Below are 21,646 nucleotides of genomic sequence, written 5' to 3' on the forward strand. Positions count from 1 at the left end.
CAGTCATGCGCCTTAGTCCAGCAGATCAGGTTGCTGGGCGATGATCTCGTCCCACAACGGCTGAAAGTTGAGCCACGCAAACAGCTCGCCACGCGCACGGCCTTGCGCATTGACCGGATCGGTCTGCGGCACCACCGGTACGCCGACGGCACGCGCCAGCAAATGCGAGCGCGCCACGTCTTCGGCGAGAATAAAACGCCAGGCAGCACTCTCGACGCTCTCGCCGACGGTCCACACGCCGTGGTTTTGCCAGAACAGCAGGTTATTGCCGGCAAAGCTGTCAACGAAGGCGGCCGTCACCCGGTCACGGTCGTTGTCCAGAAGGCCATTGGCGGTGCGCAGGTCATGGCGGCGGAAGATCGCCTGGTCTTCGATAAAGGCTCCGGATTCAGCGGTGATCGGCTCGAACAGTTGCCCCAGCGACGACCATGTGCGGCCATAAAAACCATGCAGGTGCGCGATGCCGACCACTTCGGGCCGTGCTTGCTGAATACCGTCGTGCAATTCCAGCGCACTGACGTTGAGCAGGCCCTCGCCCTCCACCACCTGGCCTTCGCGGTTGACGCGCAGCAGTTGCGACACGGTGATTTTCGAGAACGGCACGCCCAGCGGGTTGATCCAGTAATGCTCGGGTTCGATCGGGTCACGGGCGGTGAAATGCCCGGCCAGTCCGACTTCGAAACCGTAGCGGGCAAACAGCCGATACGAGGCGGCCAGGCGCTGCTTGCGGTGCAGACGCTCTTGCACTGGGTCGGCGTGGCGCGGCACGGCCTCAAGCTGGAGACGGTTGTTGTCGTGGCGCAGGCTCAGCAGGCTGTTGGAATACGGTTGTGTGTGGCTCATGCCGGTGCTCTCTTCTTACTCAGGCGGGTGCTCGTGACGGGCGAGCGATATTCAGAGCGAACGCGAGCGCTGTGCGCCGTGCAGTGACTGATCACAGTGCTCAGGGTCGGATCGGGGGTCAGGCTAATGACGGTCAGCGCACGGTGCAGTGCCGGGCGCTTGGGGAAATGAAAATCAGGTGCTCATCTTCGGAAACCCTCGCATGGTGTGTGGCCACTGCTCTCCTCCACCGTGCGAGGGGTCGGGTTGAGCGCACGCTCTGACAGGGATCGGAGCGCATCGTTTTGGTGCCTTGGCTAGAACATAAACGCAGGGTCAGCCACTGTGAAATTCTTTAATGGAATAACCTAATATTAATAATGGTCATTTATCTGGAAAGCATTCATTACGTATTAGCATAAAAAGGCTGCACGCTGGACTGTCGTTCGAGCCTATACATATTCCTTTAAAGTATTTAAATTTATTTTTTAATATCTATATGATCCATGCCACGAACGCCATCATCGCCAGATACCGGAGCCTGCATGTCCAGACCCACCCGTTTTTTCCCGCGCCTCAGCCGCCTTGCAACCACGCTGGGCCTTTGCACCAGCCTGCTGGCCGGCGCAGTCATGGCGCCTGCCACCGCTCAGGCCGAGGGTGAGATCCGCATTGCCGAACAGTTCGGCATCGTTTACCTGCTGCTCAATGTGGTGCGTGACCAGAACCTGATCGAAAAACACGGCAAGGCCGATGGCCTGGACATCAAGGTCGACTGGACGCAACTGTCGGGTGGTTCGGCCGTCAACGACGCGCTGCTGTCGGGCTCGATCGATATCGCCGGTGCCGGTGTCGGCCCGCTGCTGACCATCTGGGACCGCACCAAGGACCGCCAGAACGTCAAGGCTGTCGCCTCGCTGGGTAACTTTCCGTACTACCTGGTGAGCAATAACCCCAACGTCAAGACCATCGCCGACTTCACCGAAAAAGACCGTATCGCCGTGCCGGCCGTCGGTGTCTCGGTGCAATCGCGCTACCTGCAATACGCCGCCGCGCAGTTGTGGGGCGACAAGGAATTCAACCGCCTCGACAAGTACACCGTCAGCCTGCCGCACCCGGACGCCACCGCCAGCCTGATCGCCGGCGGCACCGAACTGAACGGCCACTTCTCCAACCCACCGTTCCAGGAGCAGGCACTGCTGAAGAACCCGAACGTGCACGTGGTGCTCGACACCTACAAACTGCTCGGCCCGAACTCACCGACGGTATTGTTCGCCACCGAGAAATTCCGCGCCGAGAACCCCAAGACCTACAAGGCCTTCATCGAGGCCCTGAGCGAAGCTGAAGCATTCGTTAAAAAAGACATTGGTGCCGCAGCAGATACCTATATCCGCGTAACCAAGGCCAAGATCGACCGCGACGAACTGCTGAAAATCATCGACAAGCCCGAGTTCCAGTTCACCATCACGCCGAAGAACACCTACCCACTGGCCGAATTCCTGAACCGCGTGGGCGCGATCAAGAACAAACCGGCGTCGTGGCAGGATTACTTCTTCCAGGACTCGTTCAATCCGTTGAAAGGCAGCTGAGTGTTTTAAACCGCCTGAATGCAAAAAGCGGATCGTGTGTTCAACACGATCCGCTTTTTGTTGTTACAGCGTTGCCAGCCGCGCTTAGAACGCCAGGCCGACCTTCACGCCAAACTCGTCGCGTTTGAGTTTGGTGTTGTCTGCCACTTCCGAGTCGCCGTCCAGCTTGTATTCGGTGCGGGTGTAATAAACACCGGCCTGAATCGGCAGGTCGCCTTTCTGGTTCATCAGCAGGCTGACTTCGGCGTACGGGTTGGTGCGGTCCTTGAGGTCAACGCTGTCGCTGCCAAAGTCTTCGACATCCAGCTTGGTACGGCCATCGATGGTGCGACGGGCGCCGAGTTCGACACGCAGGGTCGAAGCGTCGAACTGGTGGTTGTAGCCCAGAGCGGCCTTGGCGAACGGCGACTTGTTGGTCAGCTCGACATCGACGCCATTGATCGACGGCTCGAAGCGCGACCAGCTGTAACCGCCACCGACGATCACATCGACGAAATTGCGGGCGTCAATCGCCGCGCGCCAGCCCAGGTCCAGGTCTGCCTGGGCTTCCTTGAGCTTGTTATCGTCTTTTTCGCCGTACTTGGCCTGACCACCGATCTGGTAAACGAAGCCGGATTCTGCGGTCATCTTGTTGCCGAAGTTGGCAAACACGCCGCCCTGGCCCAAGTGGTCGGAATCGGACTCGTCGCCCCCTTCGAATTTGAATTTGTCGTAGCTGCCCAGCACACCGAAGGTGAACAGCGGATCAGTGCTGGGCGCAGCTACGGCAGCCAGTGGTGTACCCAGCAAGGCCAGGATGCAGGTGTGACGTAGCAGGTTGCGCGTGGACATGTATGAAAAGTCTCCATGACTGAGTGGTGAAATAAACGCACCACTATGAGGCGTGGATTTTGTAAAAAGTTCGAAATAATTTGACGTATAGGTCAGAAAAGCAGAGTGCCTCCAACGCTTTTCGCCTTGGACGAATGCCTGAACGAGGATCAATTACCGCTTGCTGCACACAGCTGTACTGGTAGTCTCTTCAATGAATTCGATAACAAGGTGAATCCCATGTCGCTTGCTGACGTAGTGATGACCGACCCGGTAAGAAATGAAGCAACCACGATCCTGGCCGAGATCGAAAAGGCCGAAGGCCTGCTAGAAATGTCCCAGCTTGCCGGGGTGGCTGAAGGCTTTACCCGAGGACTGGCCTGTGGCGTGGCGATTACGGCCAAGGACCTTGATGCGCTTGAAAGGATGTTTGACGCGGCAGTCAGTCGGCGGATGTGGGCGATTCGTAGAGGGGAATAATGGTGGTGACGTTAAAAACGTATCCCACCGACAGTCTTTGAAAAATACCGGTACCAGGGAATAACCAGGGCGCTTACCAGCATGAATGAGCTGAGTGCCCCGAGAATCTTGTCGTGTTCCCAGATCAGAGCGTGTACCAGTGGCACTGTGACGACGACTAAAACCAGGACTCTGGCAATTCGGGTGCATCGGTCCGTGATAATAAATTTCACGCTTCATCCTCCGCTTGCAACTCAGTTGCTACGTCGTTTCGACAAAAAGTCGCGCATTTAACCATAGAACTTGCCAGCCGCCGGTATGAGACCTGTTGCCCTTACCAAAAAAGAACGACCAAAAAGAAGGCGGGCCTTTCAAGGCCCGCCTGTTCACATCAATGCATAAAAAGAGCGATCAGAATAATCACCGGAATAGGCACGCCGAGAAACCACAAGAGTAAGGAACGCATTGTTAATCTCCTGACCCGGACACCGCCGGGAAATAGTGAGGTGCAATCAAGTTTCAGCCCAGGGTGGCGCGGTCACGCGCCGGGGTGTCGTACGGGTCTTCGATCCACTGTGCACGGTCACGCTGACGACCGCCGAACAGCGCAGCAAAGCTTGCGAAGAATGCGCCACACAGCAGGGCCACGAAGGTCCAGAGTGCGGTGTGTGCCGCTACTTTCGCGGCGGTATCGGCGGCTTTCTGGGCCGCAACCTTGGCGTCTTCGGCGGCCTTGCGAGCCTCGGCGTAGACCTGATCCACGCGCTGTTCAGCTTCCTGCTGAGTCAGGCTGGTACGTTGGGCGACGAATTGCGCCAGGTAGGTCCGGTCTTCGGCATTCAGCGTTGCATCGCCCGCCAGGGTCTTGTTGAAAATGCGGCTGGTGACACCCTGGGCGTCAGTCTGGCTGGCCTGGGCCGGGTCTGTGCTGCGCAGCAGTTTGTCGATGAAGTAGCCACCCTCGTCTTTGCCATTGGCGGCAGCACCGGCTGCCGCTGCGCCACCGGCGCTGACGACGGCGCCGGCAGCCTGACCACCGGCCTGCACGACACTGCTGGCAGTCGCACCGACGGTGCTGGCCAGCAGTACGGCGGTGACCAGCGAGGCGACGGCCCAGGCCAGGAAGCCATGGCTGGTGTCGCGGAAATACACCTCATCGCCATGCAAGTTGGCCCATTTCACCCGCAAACGGCCCGCCAGATAACCACCCAGGCCAGAGGCCAGGATTTGCGTGAGCAACAGCCACACGATCGTTGACACACCCAGCGCTTTGGCACTGAGGCCTTCATTGGCCCACGGCGACGAGGCGGCGAAGCCAAGTCCCGCACCCAGTACCAGTAAAATCATCGACAAGGCGGCCGCCGCAGCGGCACCGGCGAAAATCGCCGCCCAGGAGACGCCCGATTGGTTGGCCCTGTCGGGCGAATAGTTGGGGTAATGCACAGGTGTGATCATGATTGCAGGCCTTTGGCAGTAAAAGGATTGGTCCATCACTGGTTGTGACCCGCTGCTGTGCAGATGTTTCAAAATATTATCGGCAATCGACCTACGGCTAAAAAGCCTTACCGCAGAAAGGCAAAAAGCACCCGAGGGTGCTTTTTGGTGGCTATGCTTAACGCGCTCAAATCACGCTATTAGCCCGCGCCGTGTGCAGCTTTTTATAGCTGTCGATCAGGCGCAGGTGCCGGTCGAGGCCTTCGAGCTTCATGCTGGTCGGCGTCAGGCCGAAGAAGCGCACGTTGCCGTCTACCGAGCCCATCACCGCGTCCATACGCGCATTCCCGAACATCCGCCGGAAGTTGACGATGTAGTCGTCCAGTTCCAGTTCGTTGTCCAGCAGCACTTCGAGCACCACATTCAAGGCCTGATAGAACAGGCCGCGCTCGACAGTGTTGTCGTTGTATTGCAGAAAGGCTTCGACCAGTTCCTTGGTCTCTTCGAACTTCTTCAGGGCCAGGTAGATCAGCAGTTTCAATTCCAGAATCGTCAACTGACCCCAGACCGTATTGTCGTCAAACTCGATACCGATCAGCGTGGTGATGTCGGTGTAATCGTCCTGATCGCTCTTTTCCAGACGCTTGACCAGCGCTTTCAGGCTGGCATCACTCAGGCTGTGCAGATTAAGGATGTCGGCGCGGTACAGCAGCGCCTTGTTGGTGTTGTCCCACACCAGGTCTTCGACCGGATAAATTTCCGAGTAGTCCGGCACCAGAATACGACAGGCCTTGGCGCCTATATGCTCATAGACCGCCATGTACACTTCTTTGCCCATGTCTTCGAGAATGCCAAACAAGGTGGCGGCTTCGTCGGCATTGGAGTTTTCACCCTGCCCCGAGAAATCCCACTCGACAAACTCGACTTCCGATCTGGCACTGAAGAAACGCCACGACACCACACCGCTGGAGTCGATGAAGTGTTCGACGAAGTTGTTCGGCTCAGTCACCGCATGGCTTTCAAAGGTCGGCTGGGGCAGATCGTTGAGGCCTTCAAAGCTGCGGCCCTGCAACAATTCGGTCAGGCTGCGTTCCAGCGCCACTTCAAAGCTTGGGTGCGCACCGAATGAAGCAAACACACCGCCGGTGCGCGGGTTCATCAAGGTGACGCACATCACCGGGAACTGCCCGCCCAGCGACGCATCCTTGACCAATACCGGGAAGCCCTGTTCTTCGAGCCCCTGAATGCCGGCCAGAATGCCGGGGTACTTGGCCAGCACTTCTTGCGGCACATCCGGCAGGGCGATTTCGCTTTCGAGAATTTCACGTTTGACCGCGCGCTCGAAAATTTCCGACAGGCACTGCACCTGCGCTTCGGCCAGCGTGTTGCCAGCGCTCATGCCGTTGCTGAGGTACAGGTTTTCGATGAGGTTGGACGGGAAATACACCACTTCGCCGTCTGACTGACGCACAAACGGCAGCGAACAGATGCCGCGCTGTACATTGCCAGAGTTGGTGTCGTACAGATGCGTGCCGCGCAACTCGCCGTCGGGGTTGTAAATCTCCAGGCAGTATTCGTCGAGAATCTCGGTTGGCAGCGCGCCTTTAGGGCCAGGTTTGAACCAGCGCTCGTCCGGGTAGTGCACAAACGCCGCGTTGGCGATGTCTTCACCCCAGAACTGGTCGTTATAGAAGAAGTTGCAATTGAGCCGCTCGATAAACTCGCCCAATGCCGACGCCAGGGCGCCCTCTTTGGTCGCGCCCTTGCCGTTGGTGAAGCACATCGGCGAATGCGCATCGCGGATATGCAGCGACCACACGTTGGGCACGATATTGCGCCACGAGGCGATCTCGATCTTCATGCCCAGGCCGGCCAGAATGCCGGACATATTGGCGATGGTCTGCTCCAGCGGCAGGTCCTTGCCGGCAATGAAGGTGCTGTTATCGGAGGCCGGGTTGAGCATCAGCAGGGCATCGGCATTGGCGTCCAGGTCGTCGACTTCTTCGATGACGAACTCGGGGCCGGCCTGCACCACTTTCTTGACCGTGCAACGGTCGATGGAACGCAAGATGCCCTGACGGTCTTTGTCGGAGATATCGGCGGGCAATTCGACCTGGATCTTGAAGATCTGGTTGTAGCGATTTTCCGGATCGACAATGTTGTTTTGCGACAGGCGGATATTGTCGGTGGGAATATCCCGCGTGGCACAGTACAACTTGACGAAGTAAGCCGCACAGAGCGCCGAAGAAGCCAGGAAGTAATCGAACGGCCCCGGTGCCGAACCATCGCCCTTGTAGCGAATGGGTTGGTCGGCAATGACGGTGAAGTCGTCGAACTTGGCTTCAAGTCGAAGGTTGTCGAGAAAGTTAACCTTGATTTCCATGCGGGATTACCATGACCACGTAACACAAATTGGCGGCCATTATCCCGATTTAGCAGAGGGAAGTCTTGTGGTTCTCGGGCACCGGCCCCTCAGCTTGCCGGTGTGCGGCGCAGGATTCTCATCAATAAAAAGCCGGCATTGGGCACCATCATGATCGCAAACATGCCCCAGAAACCAACCACGCCCGCGCTATTCAACGACGCGCCCAACACGATAAAGCACAGGGTAAGCACCATCTGATTCAACCCTGCACCCTTCGACTTGCCTTGCATTGAAGCTCCTTGAGTCTATCCATAAACCAACGGTCACTTTACAGGCTACCGCCCTCTTTGCGGCAACGAAAACTAGTCGTCGTACTCGTCGTCGAGGAAGGAGTCTGCCTCCTCATGCTCTTCGTCATCCAGGTCGTCGGCCGCGAACTCATGATCGAGCAAGTGTTCGTGTTCGGGTTCGAAGTCAGTGCCCATGTGATTACCTGCCGTTATCTGCCATTACCGAGGGGTTCAGGCGCTTTATATAAAGCGCCTGTAACGGAAGGTCAAATCACAAAGCGCGCCACCATGCCGTTGAGGTCCACTGCCAGTCTCGACAGTTCATGGCTGGCGGCGCTGGTCTGGTTGGCTCCGGCGGCCGATTGCGTGGCCAGATCGCGAATGTTCACCAGGTTACGGTCCACCTCGCGGGACACCTGGGCCTGCTCTTCGGACGCGCTGGCAATCACCATGTTGCGCTCGTTGATGGTCGAGATAGCCTCGGTGATCTGCTCCAGCGCTTCGCCTGCCGCACGCGCCAGCTCCAGGGTGGTTTGCGTGCGGCTGGTGTTCAATGCCATGGACTGCACGGCGCTGCCGGTGCCGCTTTGAATGCCGGCGACCATCTGCTCGATTTCCCGGGTCGATTGCGCGGTGCGATGTGCCAGCGCACGCACTTCATCGGCCACCACCGCAAAGCCCCTGCCCGCCTCGCCTGCCCTTGCGGCCTCGATCGCTGCGTTCAACGCCAGCAGGTTGGTTTGTTCGGCAATCGAGCGAATAACGTCCAGCACCTTGCCAATATCGCGACCTTGCCCGGCCAGGCCTTCGATCAGGGTCGAGGTGGTCTGCACATCCTGGGTCATGGCCTGAATGGCCTGGACGGTCTGTACCACCTTGTCGCGTCCCTGGCGTGCCGTGTCGGTGGACTGTTGCGAGGCCTGGGAGGTAGAGACGGCATTGCGCGCCACCTCTTCCACCGCAGCGGTCATTTCATTGACCGCCGTCGCAGCTTGCTCGACCTCATCGTTCTGGCGCTGCAAGCCACGCGATGATTCTTCGGTCACCGCGCTCAACTCTTCTGCGGCTGACGCCAGTTGGGTGGCGGAGCCTGAAATCATCTCGATGGTGCTGCGCAGGTTCTGCTGCATGATCGACAGCGCTTCGAGCAAACGGGCCGGTTCGTCCTTGCCATCCACCTCGATGGGGCTGGTCAGGTTACCCGCCGCAATGTGCTGTGCGGCGCTCACGGCTTTCGACAAGGGCGTGACAATGCTGCGGGTCAACAACCAGGCAAGGAGTACCGTCATTAACGAGGCCACCACCGCAACAGCAATGATAGCGACCGTTGCACCGTCATACTGCGCGCCGGCGATTCTCGACGACTCGGCAGCACCGGCCTTGTTGACATTGATCAACTGCTTGAGCTGGCTATTCAATGACTCTGCAACCTCGCGCATTTTGGCGTTCACCAATACGCGGGCTTCCTCGACTTTATCCTGGCGCGACAACTGCGTTTGTTCACTTAACAGACTCAAGTATTGACTGAGCGTGGTGTCGAACTGCTGGTAAATGGCTTTCTCGTTGGCCTCTGCCGGCAGTGTGCTGTAAGACGACTTGGCCACCTGCAATTGGCTGATCGTTTCCGTGATGCGCTGATAGCCTTCCTGCAGCATGTCAGGCTCACGGTTAACCAGCAGGCGCAGCGACAAGAGCCTCAGGCGCAACACATCTTCGTTGACCTCCCCAAGAAACCCTATGCTCGGTAGCGAGTTGGTTTCTATGTCGACGGTCGCCTGGCGGATCAGGGACATGCGGTTCAGCGCAAAGGCGCCCAACACCACAACCAGCAGCGCAATGAAGGCAAACCCGAGAAACGCCCGGGGCGCAATATTGATAGTTCGAAGGGTCATGGAATTATTCTCATCGAAGTCGTCAGCGTGAGCGTTCCTTGCGATGACCGTTATAAAACTACTGACCGTATTTCATAACGCAGGCGCGACAACAGCAGACCTGACACACCTTGTTACGTCTATCGGCACCGACACTCCAAGGGTTGAGCGTAAATCGAAAGTTATTTTCTGACGCCAAGGGACCGTCTGTCGTGCGGACTAACGCCTGCAAAGACATGAATGGTAATGATTATCACCATGTGTATGTTTTAGAATATGATTACTCCGCTAACGTCTTGTATTGATGTGACAAAACCTAAAAATTTTTAGCAGGCACTTTTAAATCAAAGGGGATTCTCGAGCATGACCGATACCAAAACCAGACTGACTGCTGCCCGTGCGCCATGGAGTGTGGCCACCAGGGCCGTTCTGGTGTGTGCACCTCTGGTGGCCGCTCCTATGGGTGTAAATGCTCAAGAGGCGAGCGAAATGACCGAGGACGGCACTTATCGTCTCGCGCCGATTATCGTCAACTCTCAGGCAGCAGCCAGTGACGACTCGCACTCGGTGGTCGCTCAGGAGCTTTGGGTCGGCGGCAAGGTTGCCACCAGCATTCTCAACACCCCCGCTTCGGTTTCTGTCGTCACCCAGAAAGAAATCGAACAGCGCAGCGCCAGCACCACAGAAGAAGTACTGCAATACACGCCGGGCGTTCTTACCGACTACTACGGCACCGATGACCGCAATGACTACTTCAAGATTCGCGGCTTCCAGGCGACCACCTATCGCGATGGCATGACCCTGGGTTCGATGCGCGGCGTTCGTGAAGAGCCTTTTGCCTATGAGCGCGTCGAAGTGCTGCGCGGGGCCAACTCCACGCTGTTCGGCCCTGCCGATCCTGGCGGCTCGGTGAACTTCGTGAGCAAGAAGCCGCGCTTCGAGAAGTTCGGTCAAGGCTATGTCACTTATGGTTCTTTCGACCATATCGAGACCGGCATCGACGTCGGCGACGCGTTGAATGAAGATAAAACCCTGGCGTACCGACTCACCGGCAAGTTCCAGGACAGCGAGCGCGAATACGACCACTCGCAGGACGATAACAAGTTCCTGATGGGCGGCCTGACCTGGGCACCGACGGCCTATACTTCCGGCACGGTGATTTTTGACTACCTCAAGACCAAAAGCTCGCCCAACAGCGGCGGTTATCCGCTGGACAAGGAATACAGCCGCAAAAAATTCTATGGCGAGCCTGACTACAACTTCCACGATGTCGAGCGCAGCAGCCTCAGCGGCAACTTCACCCATGATTTCGACAATGGTTTCGTTCTGCGCAGCAACCTGCGTTACAGCGAGCTGACCGATAATTTCGGCTATGTGTACCTGAGCGATTCCGCCGCACGCACCGGCACCACGGTTGATCGCTTTGCCTTTGGTACCGACACCAAAGCCGATCAGCTTAACGGCAACCTGATGCTGCAATACGATGCGCGTTTCGAGAACATCGACAGCAGCACGATGGTCGGGGTCGAGTATCGCGATGCGTCGTCCAAGGACACCTCGGTCTATGCGCTGACGACCCCGATCGATATCGCCAACCCGGTGTACCGTGGCGCGCCAGCCGGACTGGTGCCGTACAGCCGCAATAAACAGGACGAAACCACCAAGTCGGTCTTCCTGCAGCAGAACCTGTCGTTCTATGAACGCTTCATCGTTACCGGCGGTGTGCGCAACGACTCGCTGGACCTGTCCAGCACCGACATTACCGGGGCCAGAGAGTCGGATAACTTTTCGGAAACCTCTGTCCGCGGTGCGCTGACCTACATCGTTACCGACGAAGTTTCGACCTATGTCAGCATGGTCGAGTCGGTGTCACCGCCAACCATCGGCGTCACCCCTGAGCGCGGCAAACAGTACGAGCTGGGCGTGAAGTATTCGCCGATGGCCATGAATGCACTGTTTTCGGCGGCCATTTATGACCTCACGCAAGAAGATGTCTCTATTGCGGTTGTGCTGCCCAGCGGCATCATTCAACAGCAAACCATCGGTGAGTCCCGGGTACGCGGTCTCGATCTTGAAGCCAAGGCTGAAATCACCAACGACATCAGCCTGATCGGCGGTTATTCCTACATGAAATCAGAGGTCCGGCGTGGAACGCTGTACGACGGCGAGTCGATCAAGGGCAATGAGTTCTCGGCGGCGCCACGGCATTCGGCTTCGCTGTGGAGCTACTACACCTTCCCCGGCACCAAGATGAGCGTTGGCCTGGGGGCTCGTTACATTGGCACCTATTACTTTAACGAAAGGAACATTGGCAAAAGCGACGCAACGACACTGTTCGACGCCGCCTTCAACTATCCACTCGCCAAAGGCACCGACCTGGCAATCAACGTTTCCAACCTGGCAAACGAGCAGCACGTGGTCGGTACCGGCACGGCCAACTTCTATAACCCTGGCCGCGAAGTCACGGCCAAGCTGAGCTACAACTGGTAAGTCGATCGATTGTCATGTGCACGGCTCGAAGCCGTGCACATGACGCACGCAACAACGCCGCCTATGGCGCTCCCACAGCCGATGAGTAATTCCTGCCGCCATTCTTGAGCATCGATGGATTGATTCCAAACTGCTTGCGAAACGCCGTGGCGAAATGGCTGGCGTTGGCGTAGCCAAGGTCCGACGCGATGCGCATCACCGATTCATCCCCGCTCATCAGGCGACTGCGCGCCTGAATCATCCTTGCCTGCTGAAAGACGCCGTAGACGCTGTCAGAGAACAGATGGCGAAAACCGCGTGTCAGCTTTGGCTGGCTCAACCCGGACTCACGCGCCAGCTCCGACAGGCTCGGGGCCTTGCCAAGGTCTTCGAGCAGCCGGTCACGGGCACGTATCAGCCGCTGGCGATCGGTATGACTGACGCGGCAGGTGCATTCGGCATCCTGGCGCGACTCCAGGAACAGACTCATCAGGGTGACGCTTTGTCCGTACAGCCACAGGCTGCTGCGCGGCTGGGTCATCGGCAGGCTGGCACCCTGGTCCAGCGCCGTGCAGAGCATATGCGCGGTGGCGCTCAGTTCTCCGCTGCGGTGGCCATCGAGAAAACAATGGTCGCAGGTCAGTGCCTGATTGAGTAACGGGTCGAGTTTCAAGTCCCACTGCGCAAGCAATGCGGGGCGGATCATCACGGTGATGTTGTCGATTTCGCCATGCTGGTGATAAACGCCATGGCGGCACCGCCCGAAACTGATGCTGCCGGAACCTTCGTCAATCGTATAACGCCGTTGTCGGCGCCCATCCCGAAAGCTGCACGCGGCCTTGCCCTTGAGCAGCTTGGTGTAACTGAAGTGAATGCATTCGCTATCGTCCTGCAAGGGCAGTTCGACAGGCTGTTCGAACGTACTTTGCCAGCGCACGATATCCAGCCCCTCTTGCAACGTCACGCGGCTGACACGACAGACCGCGCCGGGCCCCAGGTCACTTCCATAGCCTGCCGTAATGATTCGCGAAACAGCCATCGGCTCTCGTGCATCTCCTTCAACACCTGACATCGTAAATCTCCTGACTGACCGGATACGGCTCGAATCAGACCATATCGGGGTAGAGATATGCAATTGATAACCATTAGCATCTATTGCGCCGCAAACCCATGCCCTGTCGCCGCTGCCATCCGGCAACGCGCGCCGATCAGAATTCCAAGTCAAGGTCCCCTCATGTCTGCACGATGCAACACGACGGCAACCCGTCAACGCTGCTCCAATCGTTATAATATAACAATGGCTCTGAGTTTGACACTCGCCAATTCGGCCCTCGCCGCCGCGCCGGGCGAAGCGCTGCAACTGTCGGCTTCGACGGTCACGGCCCGTATCGAACAGGAAGATCCGAAAGAGGTCCCCATCAGCATCAGCGTCATCAATGGCGAGCAACTGCGCACCCAGCGCCTTGACACCCTGGAAAGCGCCCTGCGCAACACGGCCGGCGTGAATGTCAACTCTTCAGGGGGGCCGAACGATTTCAACGTATTGATCCGTGGCGTGGGCTCGCTTTACCAGATGTCGATGGATGACAGCTCGGTGGCGTTCAATATCGACGGCGTCCCGGTGCCGTCGCGCAGCCTCGGTTTTGGCACCCTCGACGTTGATCGCATCGAAGTGCTCAAAGGCCCTCAGGGCACGTTGTCCGGTGCGATTGGCCAGGCTGGTGCGGTGAATATCACCACGCGCGCGCCCACCCGCGAACGCGAAGGTTATGTGCGCGGCGAAGTCGGCCAGCAAGGTCAGTTCCTCACCGAAGGTGCCATCGGCGGTCCGGTCAGTGACAGCCTCAGCGGTCGTCTGGCCGTACGTCGCGCCGGCTATGACAGCTGGATCGACAACGACCGGAACAATCACCCCATCACCAGACCGCGTAACGAAGCCTATCGCGCCAGCCTGCTCTGGGACCTCGACGATGACACCCATGTGCTGGTCAGCGCCGAACGCCAGAAAACCGAACGCGCCACCAACTCGCTGGTGCTACGCCCCTATGGCAGTGACCCAGGCCTTGACCTGACCCCCGGCCTGTTCGACGACAACTACAAGACCACCGAGCGCTATACGCTCAAGGTCGATCACGACTTTGCCAACAGCCGCCTGACGTCCACCAGCGCCACCTCCACCGCCGACTTCGAAGGCCTGATCGCCTACGACAGCAAACTGATGGGTGCCCTGTACGGCACCCCCGGCGAGTTCTGGGCGATGGACAAATCCTTCGAGCGCAGCTGGAGCCAGGACGTGCACCTGAGTTCGCTGCCCGACGCCGAGGTGTTCTGGGTGGCCGGCATCACCGCCAGCCGCAACGAGCGCAGCTACGACACGCCACGCAATACCTATGGCACCTCCAGTGCCAGATATCGCGACTTCACCACGACCACCTACGCAGGTTACGGCGAAGTCACCTTCCCGCTCGGCGAGCGCCTGAAACTCACCACCGGCTACCGCTATTCCCGGGATCGCAAGACCTACGATGGTCAATACCTCTCCGACAGCAGTGCGGTGCAAGACTCACGCAAACTGACCGACGGTTACAGCACCGGCCGCGTCGCCCTGAGCTACGCCATCACGGCGCAAACCAATGTCTACGTGCAACTGGCGCGCGGTTATAAATCCGGTGGGTTCAATGACTATGCAGCGCAGGTCGCCGACAGCGAACCCTTCAAGGCTGCCGTCAGCAACGCTGCAGAGCTGGGCTTCAAGAGTGAAACCGAAGACCGCCGTGGCAGCCTCGACGGTGCGCTGTTCTTCACCCGCGTGCGCGACGACCACTTGCTGGGCTACGACGCGGCGACCTTCGCCACCAATGCCTTCAATGCCGACACCCGCACCCGTGGCGCCGAACTGGAAGGCAGCTGGCGCTTCGACCACGGCCTGACCCTGGCCGCCAGCGCCACCTACCTCGACGCCAGGATCACTAGCGCCGTGCAAGGCATCCAGGCCGGTGACGTCGCCGCCGGCAACCGCACCCCGGATGTTCCGCGCTGGAGCGGCAACCTCAATGCCAGCTGGAAACACCCCCTGGGCGCCCTTGCCAGCCTCGGCGAAACCACCCTCAACACCAGCCTCAACTATCACCTGGTGGGCGAACGCGCGGCCGACCCGCAAAACCACTTCAACCTCGACAGCTACGAGAAACTCGACCTGCGCGCCGGCCTGGAAAGCCGGTTCGGCGAAGTCTATGCCTTCGCCGACAACCTGCTGAACCAGACCTACGACACCTACGGTTTCTACAGTGACCCGGTGGCCTACGGTGCGCCGGCACGCCGCCGCACCCTGGGCGTGGGTTACACGTATCAGTTCTGACCTGAAGGGGTGTGGGGTCAGAACTGGTAGCTATACCCCACCCCCGCCGAACGCCCGCGCCCCGGCATGCCGGTCAGCACCTGGTCGGTGGAGTAAGAGCCGTACAGGTCGTAGCGCGCATCCAGCAGGTTGTCGCCCCACAGGTAAACCTCCGAGCCGCCACTCTGCAGCCCAAGGTGCACATCCAGCTTGGCGTAGCCCTTGAGGTCATAGTGGTTCTGCGGGTCGGCCGGGCGGTTTTTCTGTACGCGGTAATTGAGCAAGGTGTTCAGGCGGGGCGTTGGCAGCCCGAGAAAGGCATCCAGGTTCTTCTGCCAGGCCACGCTGAAGTTGCCACTCCACAGCGGTACATCGGGTACGCGACTGCCTGCGGACACGTCACCACCGGACACACCCGGCGCATCCGAGGTCACCACCGCATTGGTGTAGCTCACGGCACTGCCCAGCGTCAGTTCATCGGTGACATGCCAGGTGCTCGACAGCTCGGCGCCCTTGCTGCGGGTGTCGGCATTCACTGCACTGACCGCCAGGGTGTTGAAGTCATAGCCCAGCAGGTGGTCGTCCTCCACGCGGGTAATGAACAACGCCCCTTCCAGGCTGAGGTCGCCACCGGCACTTTCATGCTTGAAACCCAGTTCGGCGGAATTCACCCTGGCCGCCTTGTAGGGTTCGCTGTCTTTGATCGATGTCGCGTAATCGTTGAACCCCGCCGACTTGTAGCCCCGCGACAGCACGGCATACACATTGGTCTGCGGCGTCAGCGCGTAGCTCAGCGCCACACGCCCGGTGCTGTAGTGGTCCTGCAAGCGCCGGTTGTCGCTGATCAGCACGGTGCCACTGGAATAATCGGCGCCATAGGTCTTGCGGTCCCAGGTATGGCGCAGGCCGGTGGTGAGTTTCCAGTCTTCGGCAATCGGGTAAGTCATCTCACCATAGGCGGCGTAACTGTTGGTGCTGAAGCCGCGCATCTGCCGGGCACCGCTGGTGAAGTCATCGGAATCGAAACTGCGCTCGGATCGCGACGCGTTGATCCCTGTCACCCAGAACACATCGGCCTCGGCCAGCGACCCCAGGCGCAAATCCTGGCTCCAGACCCGCTCATGGGCCGAGTCTTCGATCAGGTATTGGAACGGATAGCCGTACAGCGCCTGGGTGATATCCCGGTCGTAACCCTTGACCGCATTGAAGTCGGTGCTGGTGTAGGCACTGATCGACGTGATCCGCGACTGCGCCAGGTCGTGGTTGAGTTCGAAAGAGTACCGTTCGTTGGTTTTCTGGTTGCCATCGAATGTGCCTGGCGTGTAGTCCAGGGCCGGACGATTGCCAAATGGCCGCAGCAGTTCCAGGCCGGCATAGTGCTCAGCACGCTGGCGCTCGGCGGTCAGCAGGCCGGTGGTGCCCTCGTCGTTGTCCCACAGCAGGCTGCCACGCAGTGCCAGGTCACGGGGTCTGGTCAGCGGGTCGCCGTCCTGGCGATCATCGACCCAGTTATCGAAGCCGCTGCGCCGCACGGCGATACGCCCCGCCAGCGCGTCGGTCAACGGTCCGCCCACGGCGCCTTCGGCCATGAACTGACCCTGATTGCCCACCTCTCCACGCCCATAGCCTTGTAGCTCACGGGTCGGCTTGCGGGTGGTGACATTGATCGCCCCTGCCTCGCTGTTGCGCCCCAGCAGCGTGCCCTGCGGCCCTTTGAGCACCTCCACCTGCTGCACGTCGAGCGTGGCCAGGGCTGCGTTGCGTACCGACATCGGTACCCCGTCCACGTTCAACACCACCGAGCCGTCATCCATGCTCATCTGGTTCAACGAACCGACGCCACGGATACGCACGTTGGCATCATTGGCGCCGCCCCAGGAGTTCACATCCACCCCCGGCGTGGTGCGCAAGGCATCTTCCAGGCTGCGCAGGCGGCGGGTCTCAAGGGCCTGAGCGTCGATCACCGCGAGGCCGAACGGGATGTCTTTGGCAATCTCCTGGCTCAACCGCGCGCTGACCGTCATAGGTGCCAGTTCGATGCCCTGCGAAGGCGGCGCCGGTTGATAGTCAGCGGCATAGGCGGTGCAGATCTGGCTGGACAAGCCCAGCGCCATGGCCTGGGTCAAGACGTTGGCCCGCCAGCCCAGAGGACGGCGCAACGGCTGGATAAACAGTACGGATGACATGCAAAAACTCCAAAAGGCAGGATGGTTCGAATTCATTGCTCAGGCCCCCAGCGCTTGAGCACGGCGGCGATCGCCTGAAGATCGGGCGCGCCCAGCAGGGGCTGGATCGCGGCGGGCCATCCCTGGCCGTTTCGAATGGCGGCGGTCATTGCCGTCAACTGTTCGGGGCTTTGTCCGGCGGTCCACGCCAGGCTCGCCAGCGCTGCATAGCGGCTGGCCCAGCCATGTTCACGGGCCTGGGCCAGGGTGCCGACAGGCTCGCCGTCGTTGCCCAGGGCGCGGGTCAGGTCATCGGCCATGAGCGTAACCAGTGCCGCGCGGGCCTCTGGGCCGTCCACCTGCGCGACACACAGCACACCGATCGCCCCCGCCACGCCCTGAGCAAGCCACAGGTAACCGGGGGCCTGACGCACATCGCTGGCGTCGAGCAACGCTCGCCGGGCAAGCAGTTCGGCGATATGCGCACGGCGTGCCCAGCGCCCGACACCGACCGGGCCTACGTCCCAATCGGGCGATTGACCGAGCAACAGATGGCCGTGGCTCAAACGACTGGCGCCCATGCCGGTCGGCCACTGGCTCACCTGCTCTACCACCGGGCGGGTGCCCAGGCGCTGTGCGACACAAGCGCTCATCGCGTCCAGGTCTTCGCGCACTTCGCCGGCCGTCTGCTGGCGACTGGCATCCGCCCGGGACTGCACGGTGTAGGCAAAGTCCAAGGGGGCCGAGCCATGACCGCTAAAAGCCCGGCCATCGATCTCGACCTGCCATTGCCAGTCTCCCGCCGGGGCGATGGCCTGCACGGCGACGGCGGAGCCCATCGGCAAGGTCGGTACTTCTGGTGCCAGACCGGCCTCATTGCGCTGCACCGGTGCACGTAAAAACCGCTCGCTGTCCAGCCCAAGGCGTGGCATCACGCGGCGTGCTTCCAGCCACACGCCGTGCGGCCCCAGCCAGAATGCTTCACCTGCCGATGGCCAGCCGTTGGCGCTGAGTCGCCAGTTCAACTGCACACGGCAACCGTTCGCCGCGCAGATGCCCAACGGCACGCGCAAGTGCCCGAAGGCCTGTTCGAACGTCACCGGTTGCCCCATCACGCTGACCGCCGTCACCTGCAAGCCAGGCGGCAACTCGGCGTCCAGCTGGCTGGCGACCACAGCGTCCAGTGCCCACTGGCCCTGGACCTGACGCGCCGTTGAATCGACGTGCAACTGCACGCGCCCGCCTGCCACCTGCCAGGCCGTCGCGCCGGCCAGCCAGCGCTGCTCCCAGGCGGCGCGTTCGGCACGTTCCTCGGCCACGGACTGGTAATCGCCCTGCTCCACCAGATAACGCTGCAAAGCCACACCACTGCCGAGCAATCCCAAGGCGCCCACAGTCAACAACGCCCATGGCAAAGGCTGGCGCAGGCCAGAGATACGGCGGCGCTGCGTGCCAGCAGGCAACACCAGCGCCGCCACGCCGATCATCACCACACAACCGGCCAGCTTCCAGCCTGCCAGGGTGCCGAGATACGGCCACCAGGGCGCCCAGCCGGTGAGCTGTGACAAAGCCACATGCGCCGGTATCGCCATCTCATAGGCGGGATAAGTGACCAGCCCCAGTTCGTGGTTGAGCACCAGAAAAAACGTCAGCAGCATCGAGGTCGCGTACGCCAGCCCCGTGCGCCGTATCAAGGTGTGCACCAGCACCGTCAGCGTTGCGAGCTCCAGCAACGGCGGGGCGAACACCAGCGCCTGGTAAGTCAGAACGAAGCCCGGCGCCAGGCTGTCGGGCGCCGCCATCGCGCTGATCAGCAGACTGGCAATGCCCGGCACCAGCGCCATCACCAGGGTTGCCAGCAGCACACAGGCGGTGCGGCCGAACAGGCGCAGCCAGTTCGGCGCCGGGGTTGCCTGCAACATGGCGTCCAGGCCTTCGACATCATCGCGCCGGCACACCAGACCCACCAGCGCCGCGACCATGAACGCGATCACCAGAAACAACGCACTCGACAACAACGGCAGGGTCAGATCCGCCCGTGGCACCATTGGCCCGCGCGCATGCCACGCGCCGTGAACAAAGCCACTGAGCACCCCCATCACCAGCAGCAACCCGAGGGCCACCCACCAGATGCGCCGCGCAAACAGTTGCCGGACCTGCCAGCGCGTTTCATGCCACAAGGCTTGCAGCCAACGACTGGCCGCCAGTGGGCCAGGCAACTGCGTGTGACGGCTGCGCAGCATCGGCGGTTCTGCCAGCACCGAGCCGCTGCGCCGGCCCATCAATCCCTGGCGATCGGTGCGCGCCAATACCACGGCCAGCACCAGCACAGGCAGCACACACCACAGCGCCCGGTTGAGCCAGAACCCCGGCGTCAGCGCCAGCAGCGAGCGGGATTTTTGCGCCGCGCTCCAGGTCTCGACCTGAGCCTGGGCGAAGGTAAACAGCGAGGGGTCGAGGCTGGCCGCCAACAACGGGTTGATATGCCCGCCCTTGAGCACCACCACCGCAAACATCCACAGCAGCATCAATACCGTCGCCAGGCCAAAGGGCGCAGCCAGGCCACGGCTACGCAGTGCCAGCAGGTAGTACAAGGCGCCAATCCCGGTGCTCACCGGCAACAGCAAGGCCACCCAGGCAAACCCCAGGGCCGACCACATCGGCGCACCGATACTGGCTGCCGGTACCCAGCCGAGCCAGGCCAATACCGGGCTGAGCAGAAACCCGACAAGCAACGCGCTGCCAAGCAAGCCGCCCACCAGCGCCGCGCCGATAAAACGTCCCCATAACAGGGTCGGCAGCGACAGCGGCAACGCCAGCAACACCTCTTCGAGCTGCGCCTTGCGGTCGCGCAGGGCCGGTTGCGCAAACACCCAGGCCCAGGCAAAAAACAGGAAAAACATACAGCCGCACGACATCAGGTAAATCAGGCTGGGTGCATTGCGGGCGATGTCGCTGGCGCCCATTTTCTGGACATAGTCGGCATTCGCCAGGGACATCAGCAGGTAGCCGGTCAGGCCGAGAAACACCAGCAAGGGAATGCCACTGCGCATCCCGGCGCGCACTTCCATCCAGGCTTCACGCCGCAGCAAAGCGAAGGTATTCATGCGTCCACCGCCTCGCCGGCCTGGGCCAGCGCCAGGTAATAGATATCTTCAAGACGCGGTGCGTGGGCAATGAAGCGCGGGTCTGCCGGCCGCTCGCCATGCACGATCACCCGGCTGCCTTCGGGGCTGGCTGCCACATGCAAGGCTGCGGGCAGTGCCTCGCCACGACCGAACGGCGCTTGCCACAGGCGTCCCCGCTCGGCGTCGAGCAGGTCGGCCGGGCATCCTTCGACAATAATCTGCCCGCCGGCCAACACCGCGAGACGACTGCACAGGTTCTCGACATCTTCGACGATATGGGTCGAGAGCAGCACGATGGACTCGGTGGCGACGTCCGCCAGCACCCGGTGAAAACGGTTGCGTTCGGCCGGATCAAGGCCCGCCGTGGGTTCATCGACGATCAGCAGACGCGGCGACCCTACCAGCGCCATGGCAATGCCAAACCGGCGCAGCATGCCTCCCGAATAGGTCGCCAGCGCACGGTGCGCCGCCGCCTGCAGGTTGACCTTGTCCAGCAGGGCTTCGATTTCTTCACGGCGCTGGCGGCTGTCGGTGCGGCCCTTGAGCCAGGCGAAACGGTCAAGTAAATCGCGGCCACTGACACCGGGGTACGCGCCCAGTTGCTGCGGCAGGTAACCCAGGCGGCGACGCAGATGATCCGGCGCTTGCAGCGCATCCACGCCGTCCAGGTAAATACTGCCGGCGTCTGGCTGCTGCAAGGTCGCCAGGGTGCGCATCAGGCTGCTTTTGCCGGCGCCATTGGGGCCGAGCAAGCCATACATACCGGGGCCGACACTCAGGTCCACGCCGCGCAGCGCTTCGACGCCGTTGCTATAGCGCTTGCGCAGGCCGCGCACTTGTAAACCCGAATCGACTGACATCCGCAACTCCCTGAATAAGCCCTGCAAGAGGGCGGCGAGCGACGGTA

General features: G+C 60.4%; 15 protein-coding genes. 4 read left to right on the plus strand and 11 right to left on the minus strand.

Going from position 1 to position 21,646, the window contains the following annotated elements:
* Positions 1-12 precede the first annotated feature (12 nt).
* The gene (locus tag ACYP2A_RS07320; RefSeq protein WP_459744037.1) at positions 13-843 is read right to left on the minus strand and encodes a class II aldolase/adducin family protein; all 831 of its coding nucleotides are present in this window, start codon (positions 841-843) and stop codon (positions 13-15) included.
* A gap of 524 nt (positions 844-1,367) precedes the next feature.
* Here ACYP2A_RS07320 and ACYP2A_RS07325 point away from each other — a divergent pair.
* Positions 1,368-2,411 carry an ABC transporter substrate-binding protein gene (locus ACYP2A_RS07325; RefSeq protein WP_459744039.1) on the plus strand — a complete coding sequence of 348 codons (1,044 nt, stop codon included), beginning with the start codon at positions 1,368-1,370 and terminating at the stop codon, positions 2,409-2,411.
* An 84-nt stretch (positions 2,412-2,495) separates the two neighbouring features.
* Here ACYP2A_RS07325 and ACYP2A_RS07330 read toward each other — a convergent pair whose 3' ends face one another.
* A complete protein-coding gene (locus ACYP2A_RS07330; RefSeq protein ID WP_459744040.1) occupies positions 2,496-3,242 on the minus strand; it encodes an outer membrane beta-barrel protein in 747 nt (248 codons plus the stop codon).
* Positions 3,243-3,461: 219 nt separating this feature from the next.
* On the opposite strand from ACYP2A_RS07330, the gene ACYP2A_RS07335 reads away from it, so the two are divergent.
* Complete coding sequence (locus tag ACYP2A_RS07335; protein ID WP_459744042.1) at positions 3,462-3,701, plus strand: hypothetical protein; 240 nt, start codon at positions 3,462-3,464, stop codon at positions 3,699-3,701.
* A 498-nt stretch (positions 3,702-4,199) separates the two neighbouring features.
* Here ACYP2A_RS07335 and ACYP2A_RS07340 read toward each other — a convergent pair whose 3' ends face one another.
* The 5 genes from ACYP2A_RS07340 to ACYP2A_RS07360 form a co-directional block, all read right to left on the minus strand.
* Complete coding sequence (locus ACYP2A_RS07340) at positions 4,200-5,135, minus strand: hypothetical protein (RefSeq protein ID WP_459744044.1); 936 nt, start codon at positions 5,133-5,135, stop codon at positions 4,200-4,202.
* A 166-nt stretch (positions 5,136-5,301) separates the two neighbouring features.
* Positions 5,302-7,497 carry an OsmC domain/YcaO domain-containing protein gene (locus ACYP2A_RS07345; protein ID WP_459744046.1) on the minus strand — a complete coding sequence of 732 codons (2,196 nt, stop codon included), beginning with the start codon at positions 7,495-7,497 and terminating at the stop codon, positions 5,302-5,304.
* 89 nt (positions 7,498-7,586) lie between these two features.
* Positions 7,587-7,769, minus strand: a complete 183-nt coding sequence (locus tag ACYP2A_RS07350; protein ID WP_459744048.1) for a hypothetical protein — start codon at positions 7,767-7,769, stop codon at positions 7,587-7,589.
* Positions 7,770-7,841: 72 nt separating this feature from the next.
* Positions 7,842-7,964 carry a hypothetical protein gene (locus ACYP2A_RS07355; protein ID WP_459744049.1) on the minus strand — a complete coding sequence of 41 codons (123 nt, stop codon included), beginning with the start codon at positions 7,962-7,964 and terminating at the stop codon, positions 7,842-7,844.
* A 71-nt stretch (positions 7,965-8,035) separates the two neighbouring features.
* A complete protein-coding gene (locus tag ACYP2A_RS07360; protein ID WP_459744051.1) occupies positions 8,036-9,661 on the minus strand; it encodes a methyl-accepting chemotaxis protein in 1,626 nt (541 codons plus the stop codon).
* A 438-nt stretch (positions 9,662-10,099) separates the two neighbouring features.
* Between ACYP2A_RS07360 and ACYP2A_RS07365 the strand changes: the two genes are divergently transcribed.
* On the plus strand, positions 10,100-12,130 hold the full coding sequence (locus ACYP2A_RS07365) for a TonB-dependent siderophore receptor (RefSeq protein ID WP_459744166.1): 2,031 nt from the start codon (positions 10,100-10,102) through the stop codon (positions 12,128-12,130).
* A 61-nt stretch (positions 12,131-12,191) separates the two neighbouring features.
* Here the strand turns inward: ACYP2A_RS07365 and ACYP2A_RS07370 are convergent, their stop codons facing one another.
* Positions 12,192-13,148: a helix-turn-helix domain-containing protein gene (locus tag ACYP2A_RS07370; RefSeq protein WP_459744052.1), complete on the minus strand. Its 957-nt coding sequence runs from the start codon at positions 13,146-13,148 to the stop codon at positions 12,192-12,194.
* 270 nt (positions 13,149-13,418) lie between these two features.
* Here ACYP2A_RS07370 and ACYP2A_RS07375 point away from each other — a divergent pair, with 270 nt between their 5' ends.
* Positions 13,419-15,467, plus strand: a complete 2,049-nt coding sequence (locus ACYP2A_RS07375) for a TonB-dependent receptor (protein WP_459744054.1) — start codon at positions 13,419-13,421, stop codon at positions 15,465-15,467.
* Between the two features lie 17 nt (positions 15,468-15,484).
* On the opposite strand, the gene ACYP2A_RS07380 is transcribed toward ACYP2A_RS07375, so the two are convergent.
* Genes ACYP2A_RS07380 through ACYP2A_RS07390 form a run of 3 tightly spaced genes read right to left on the minus strand, consistent with a single transcriptional unit; the run spans position 15,485 to position 21,599 of the window.
* Positions 15,485-17,632, minus strand: coding sequence for a TonB-dependent receptor (locus tag ACYP2A_RS07380; RefSeq protein WP_459744055.1), 2,148 nt, complete (start codon positions 17,630-17,632; stop codon positions 15,485-15,487).
* 32 nt (positions 17,633-17,664) lie between these two features.
* Positions 17,665-20,718: a hypothetical protein gene (locus ACYP2A_RS07385; protein ID WP_459744057.1), complete on the minus strand. Its 3,054-nt coding sequence runs from the start codon at positions 20,716-20,718 to the stop codon at positions 17,665-17,667.
* The gene (locus tag ACYP2A_RS07390) at positions 20,715-21,599 is read right to left on the minus strand and encodes an ABC transporter ATP-binding protein (RefSeq protein ID WP_459744059.1); all 885 of its coding nucleotides are present in this window, start codon (positions 21,597-21,599) and stop codon (positions 20,715-20,717) included. The genes ACYP2A_RS07385 and ACYP2A_RS07390 overlap by 4 nt, the downstream gene beginning before the upstream one ends.
* Positions 21,600-21,646: the final 47 nt, after the last annotated feature.

This window comes from Pseudomonas sp. 3A(2025) (assembly GCF_054589175.1).

Coding starts and splice junctions, on each gene's coding strand:
- ACYP2A_RS07320 (WP_459744037.1), bottom strand. CDS start 843: ATGAGCCACACACAACCGTATTCCAACAGCCTGCTGAGCCTGCGCCAC.
- ACYP2A_RS07325 (WP_459744039.1), top strand. CDS start 1,368: ATGTCCAGACCCACCCGTTTTTTCCCGCGCCTCAGCCGCCTTGCAACC.
- ACYP2A_RS07330 (WP_459744040.1), bottom strand. CDS start 3,242: ATGTCCACGCGCAACCTGCTACGTCACACCTGCATCCTGGCCTTGCTG.
- ACYP2A_RS07335 (WP_459744042.1), top strand. CDS start 3,462: ATGTCGCTTGCTGACGTAGTGATGACCGACCCGGTAAGAAATGAAGCA.
- ACYP2A_RS07340 (WP_459744044.1), bottom strand. CDS start 5,135: ATGATCACACCTGTGCATTACCCCAACTATTCGCCCGACAGGGCCAAC.
- ACYP2A_RS07345 (WP_459744046.1), bottom strand. CDS start 7,497: ATGGAAATCAAGGTTAACTTTCTCGACAACCTTCGACTTGAAGCCAAG.
- ACYP2A_RS07350 (WP_459744048.1), bottom strand. CDS start 7,769: ATGCAAGGCAAGTCGAAGGGTGCAGGGTTGAATCAGATGGTGCTTACC.
- ACYP2A_RS07355 (WP_459744049.1), bottom strand. CDS start 7,964: ATGGGCACTGACTTCGAACCCGAACACGAACACTTGCTCGATCATGAG.
- ACYP2A_RS07360 (WP_459744051.1), bottom strand. CDS start 9,661: ATGACCCTTCGAACTATCAATATTGCGCCCCGGGCGTTTCTCGGGTTT.
- ACYP2A_RS07365 (WP_459744166.1), top strand. CDS start 10,100: ATGGGTGTAAATGCTCAAGAGGCGAGCGAAATGACCGAGGACGGCACT.
- ACYP2A_RS07370 (WP_459744052.1), bottom strand. CDS start 13,148: ATGGCTGTTTCGCGAATCATTACGGCAGGCTATGGAAGTGACCTGGGG.
- ACYP2A_RS07380 (WP_459744055.1), bottom strand. CDS start 17,632: ATGTCATCCGTACTGTTTATCCAGCCGTTGCGCCGTCCTCTGGGCTGG.
- ACYP2A_RS07385 (WP_459744057.1), bottom strand. CDS start 20,718: ATGAATACCTTCGCTTTGCTGCGGCGTGAAGCCTGGATGGAAGTGCGC.
- ACYP2A_RS07390 (WP_459744059.1), bottom strand. CDS start 21,599: ATGTCAGTCGATTCGGGTTTACAAGTGCGCGGCCTGCGCAAGCGCTAT.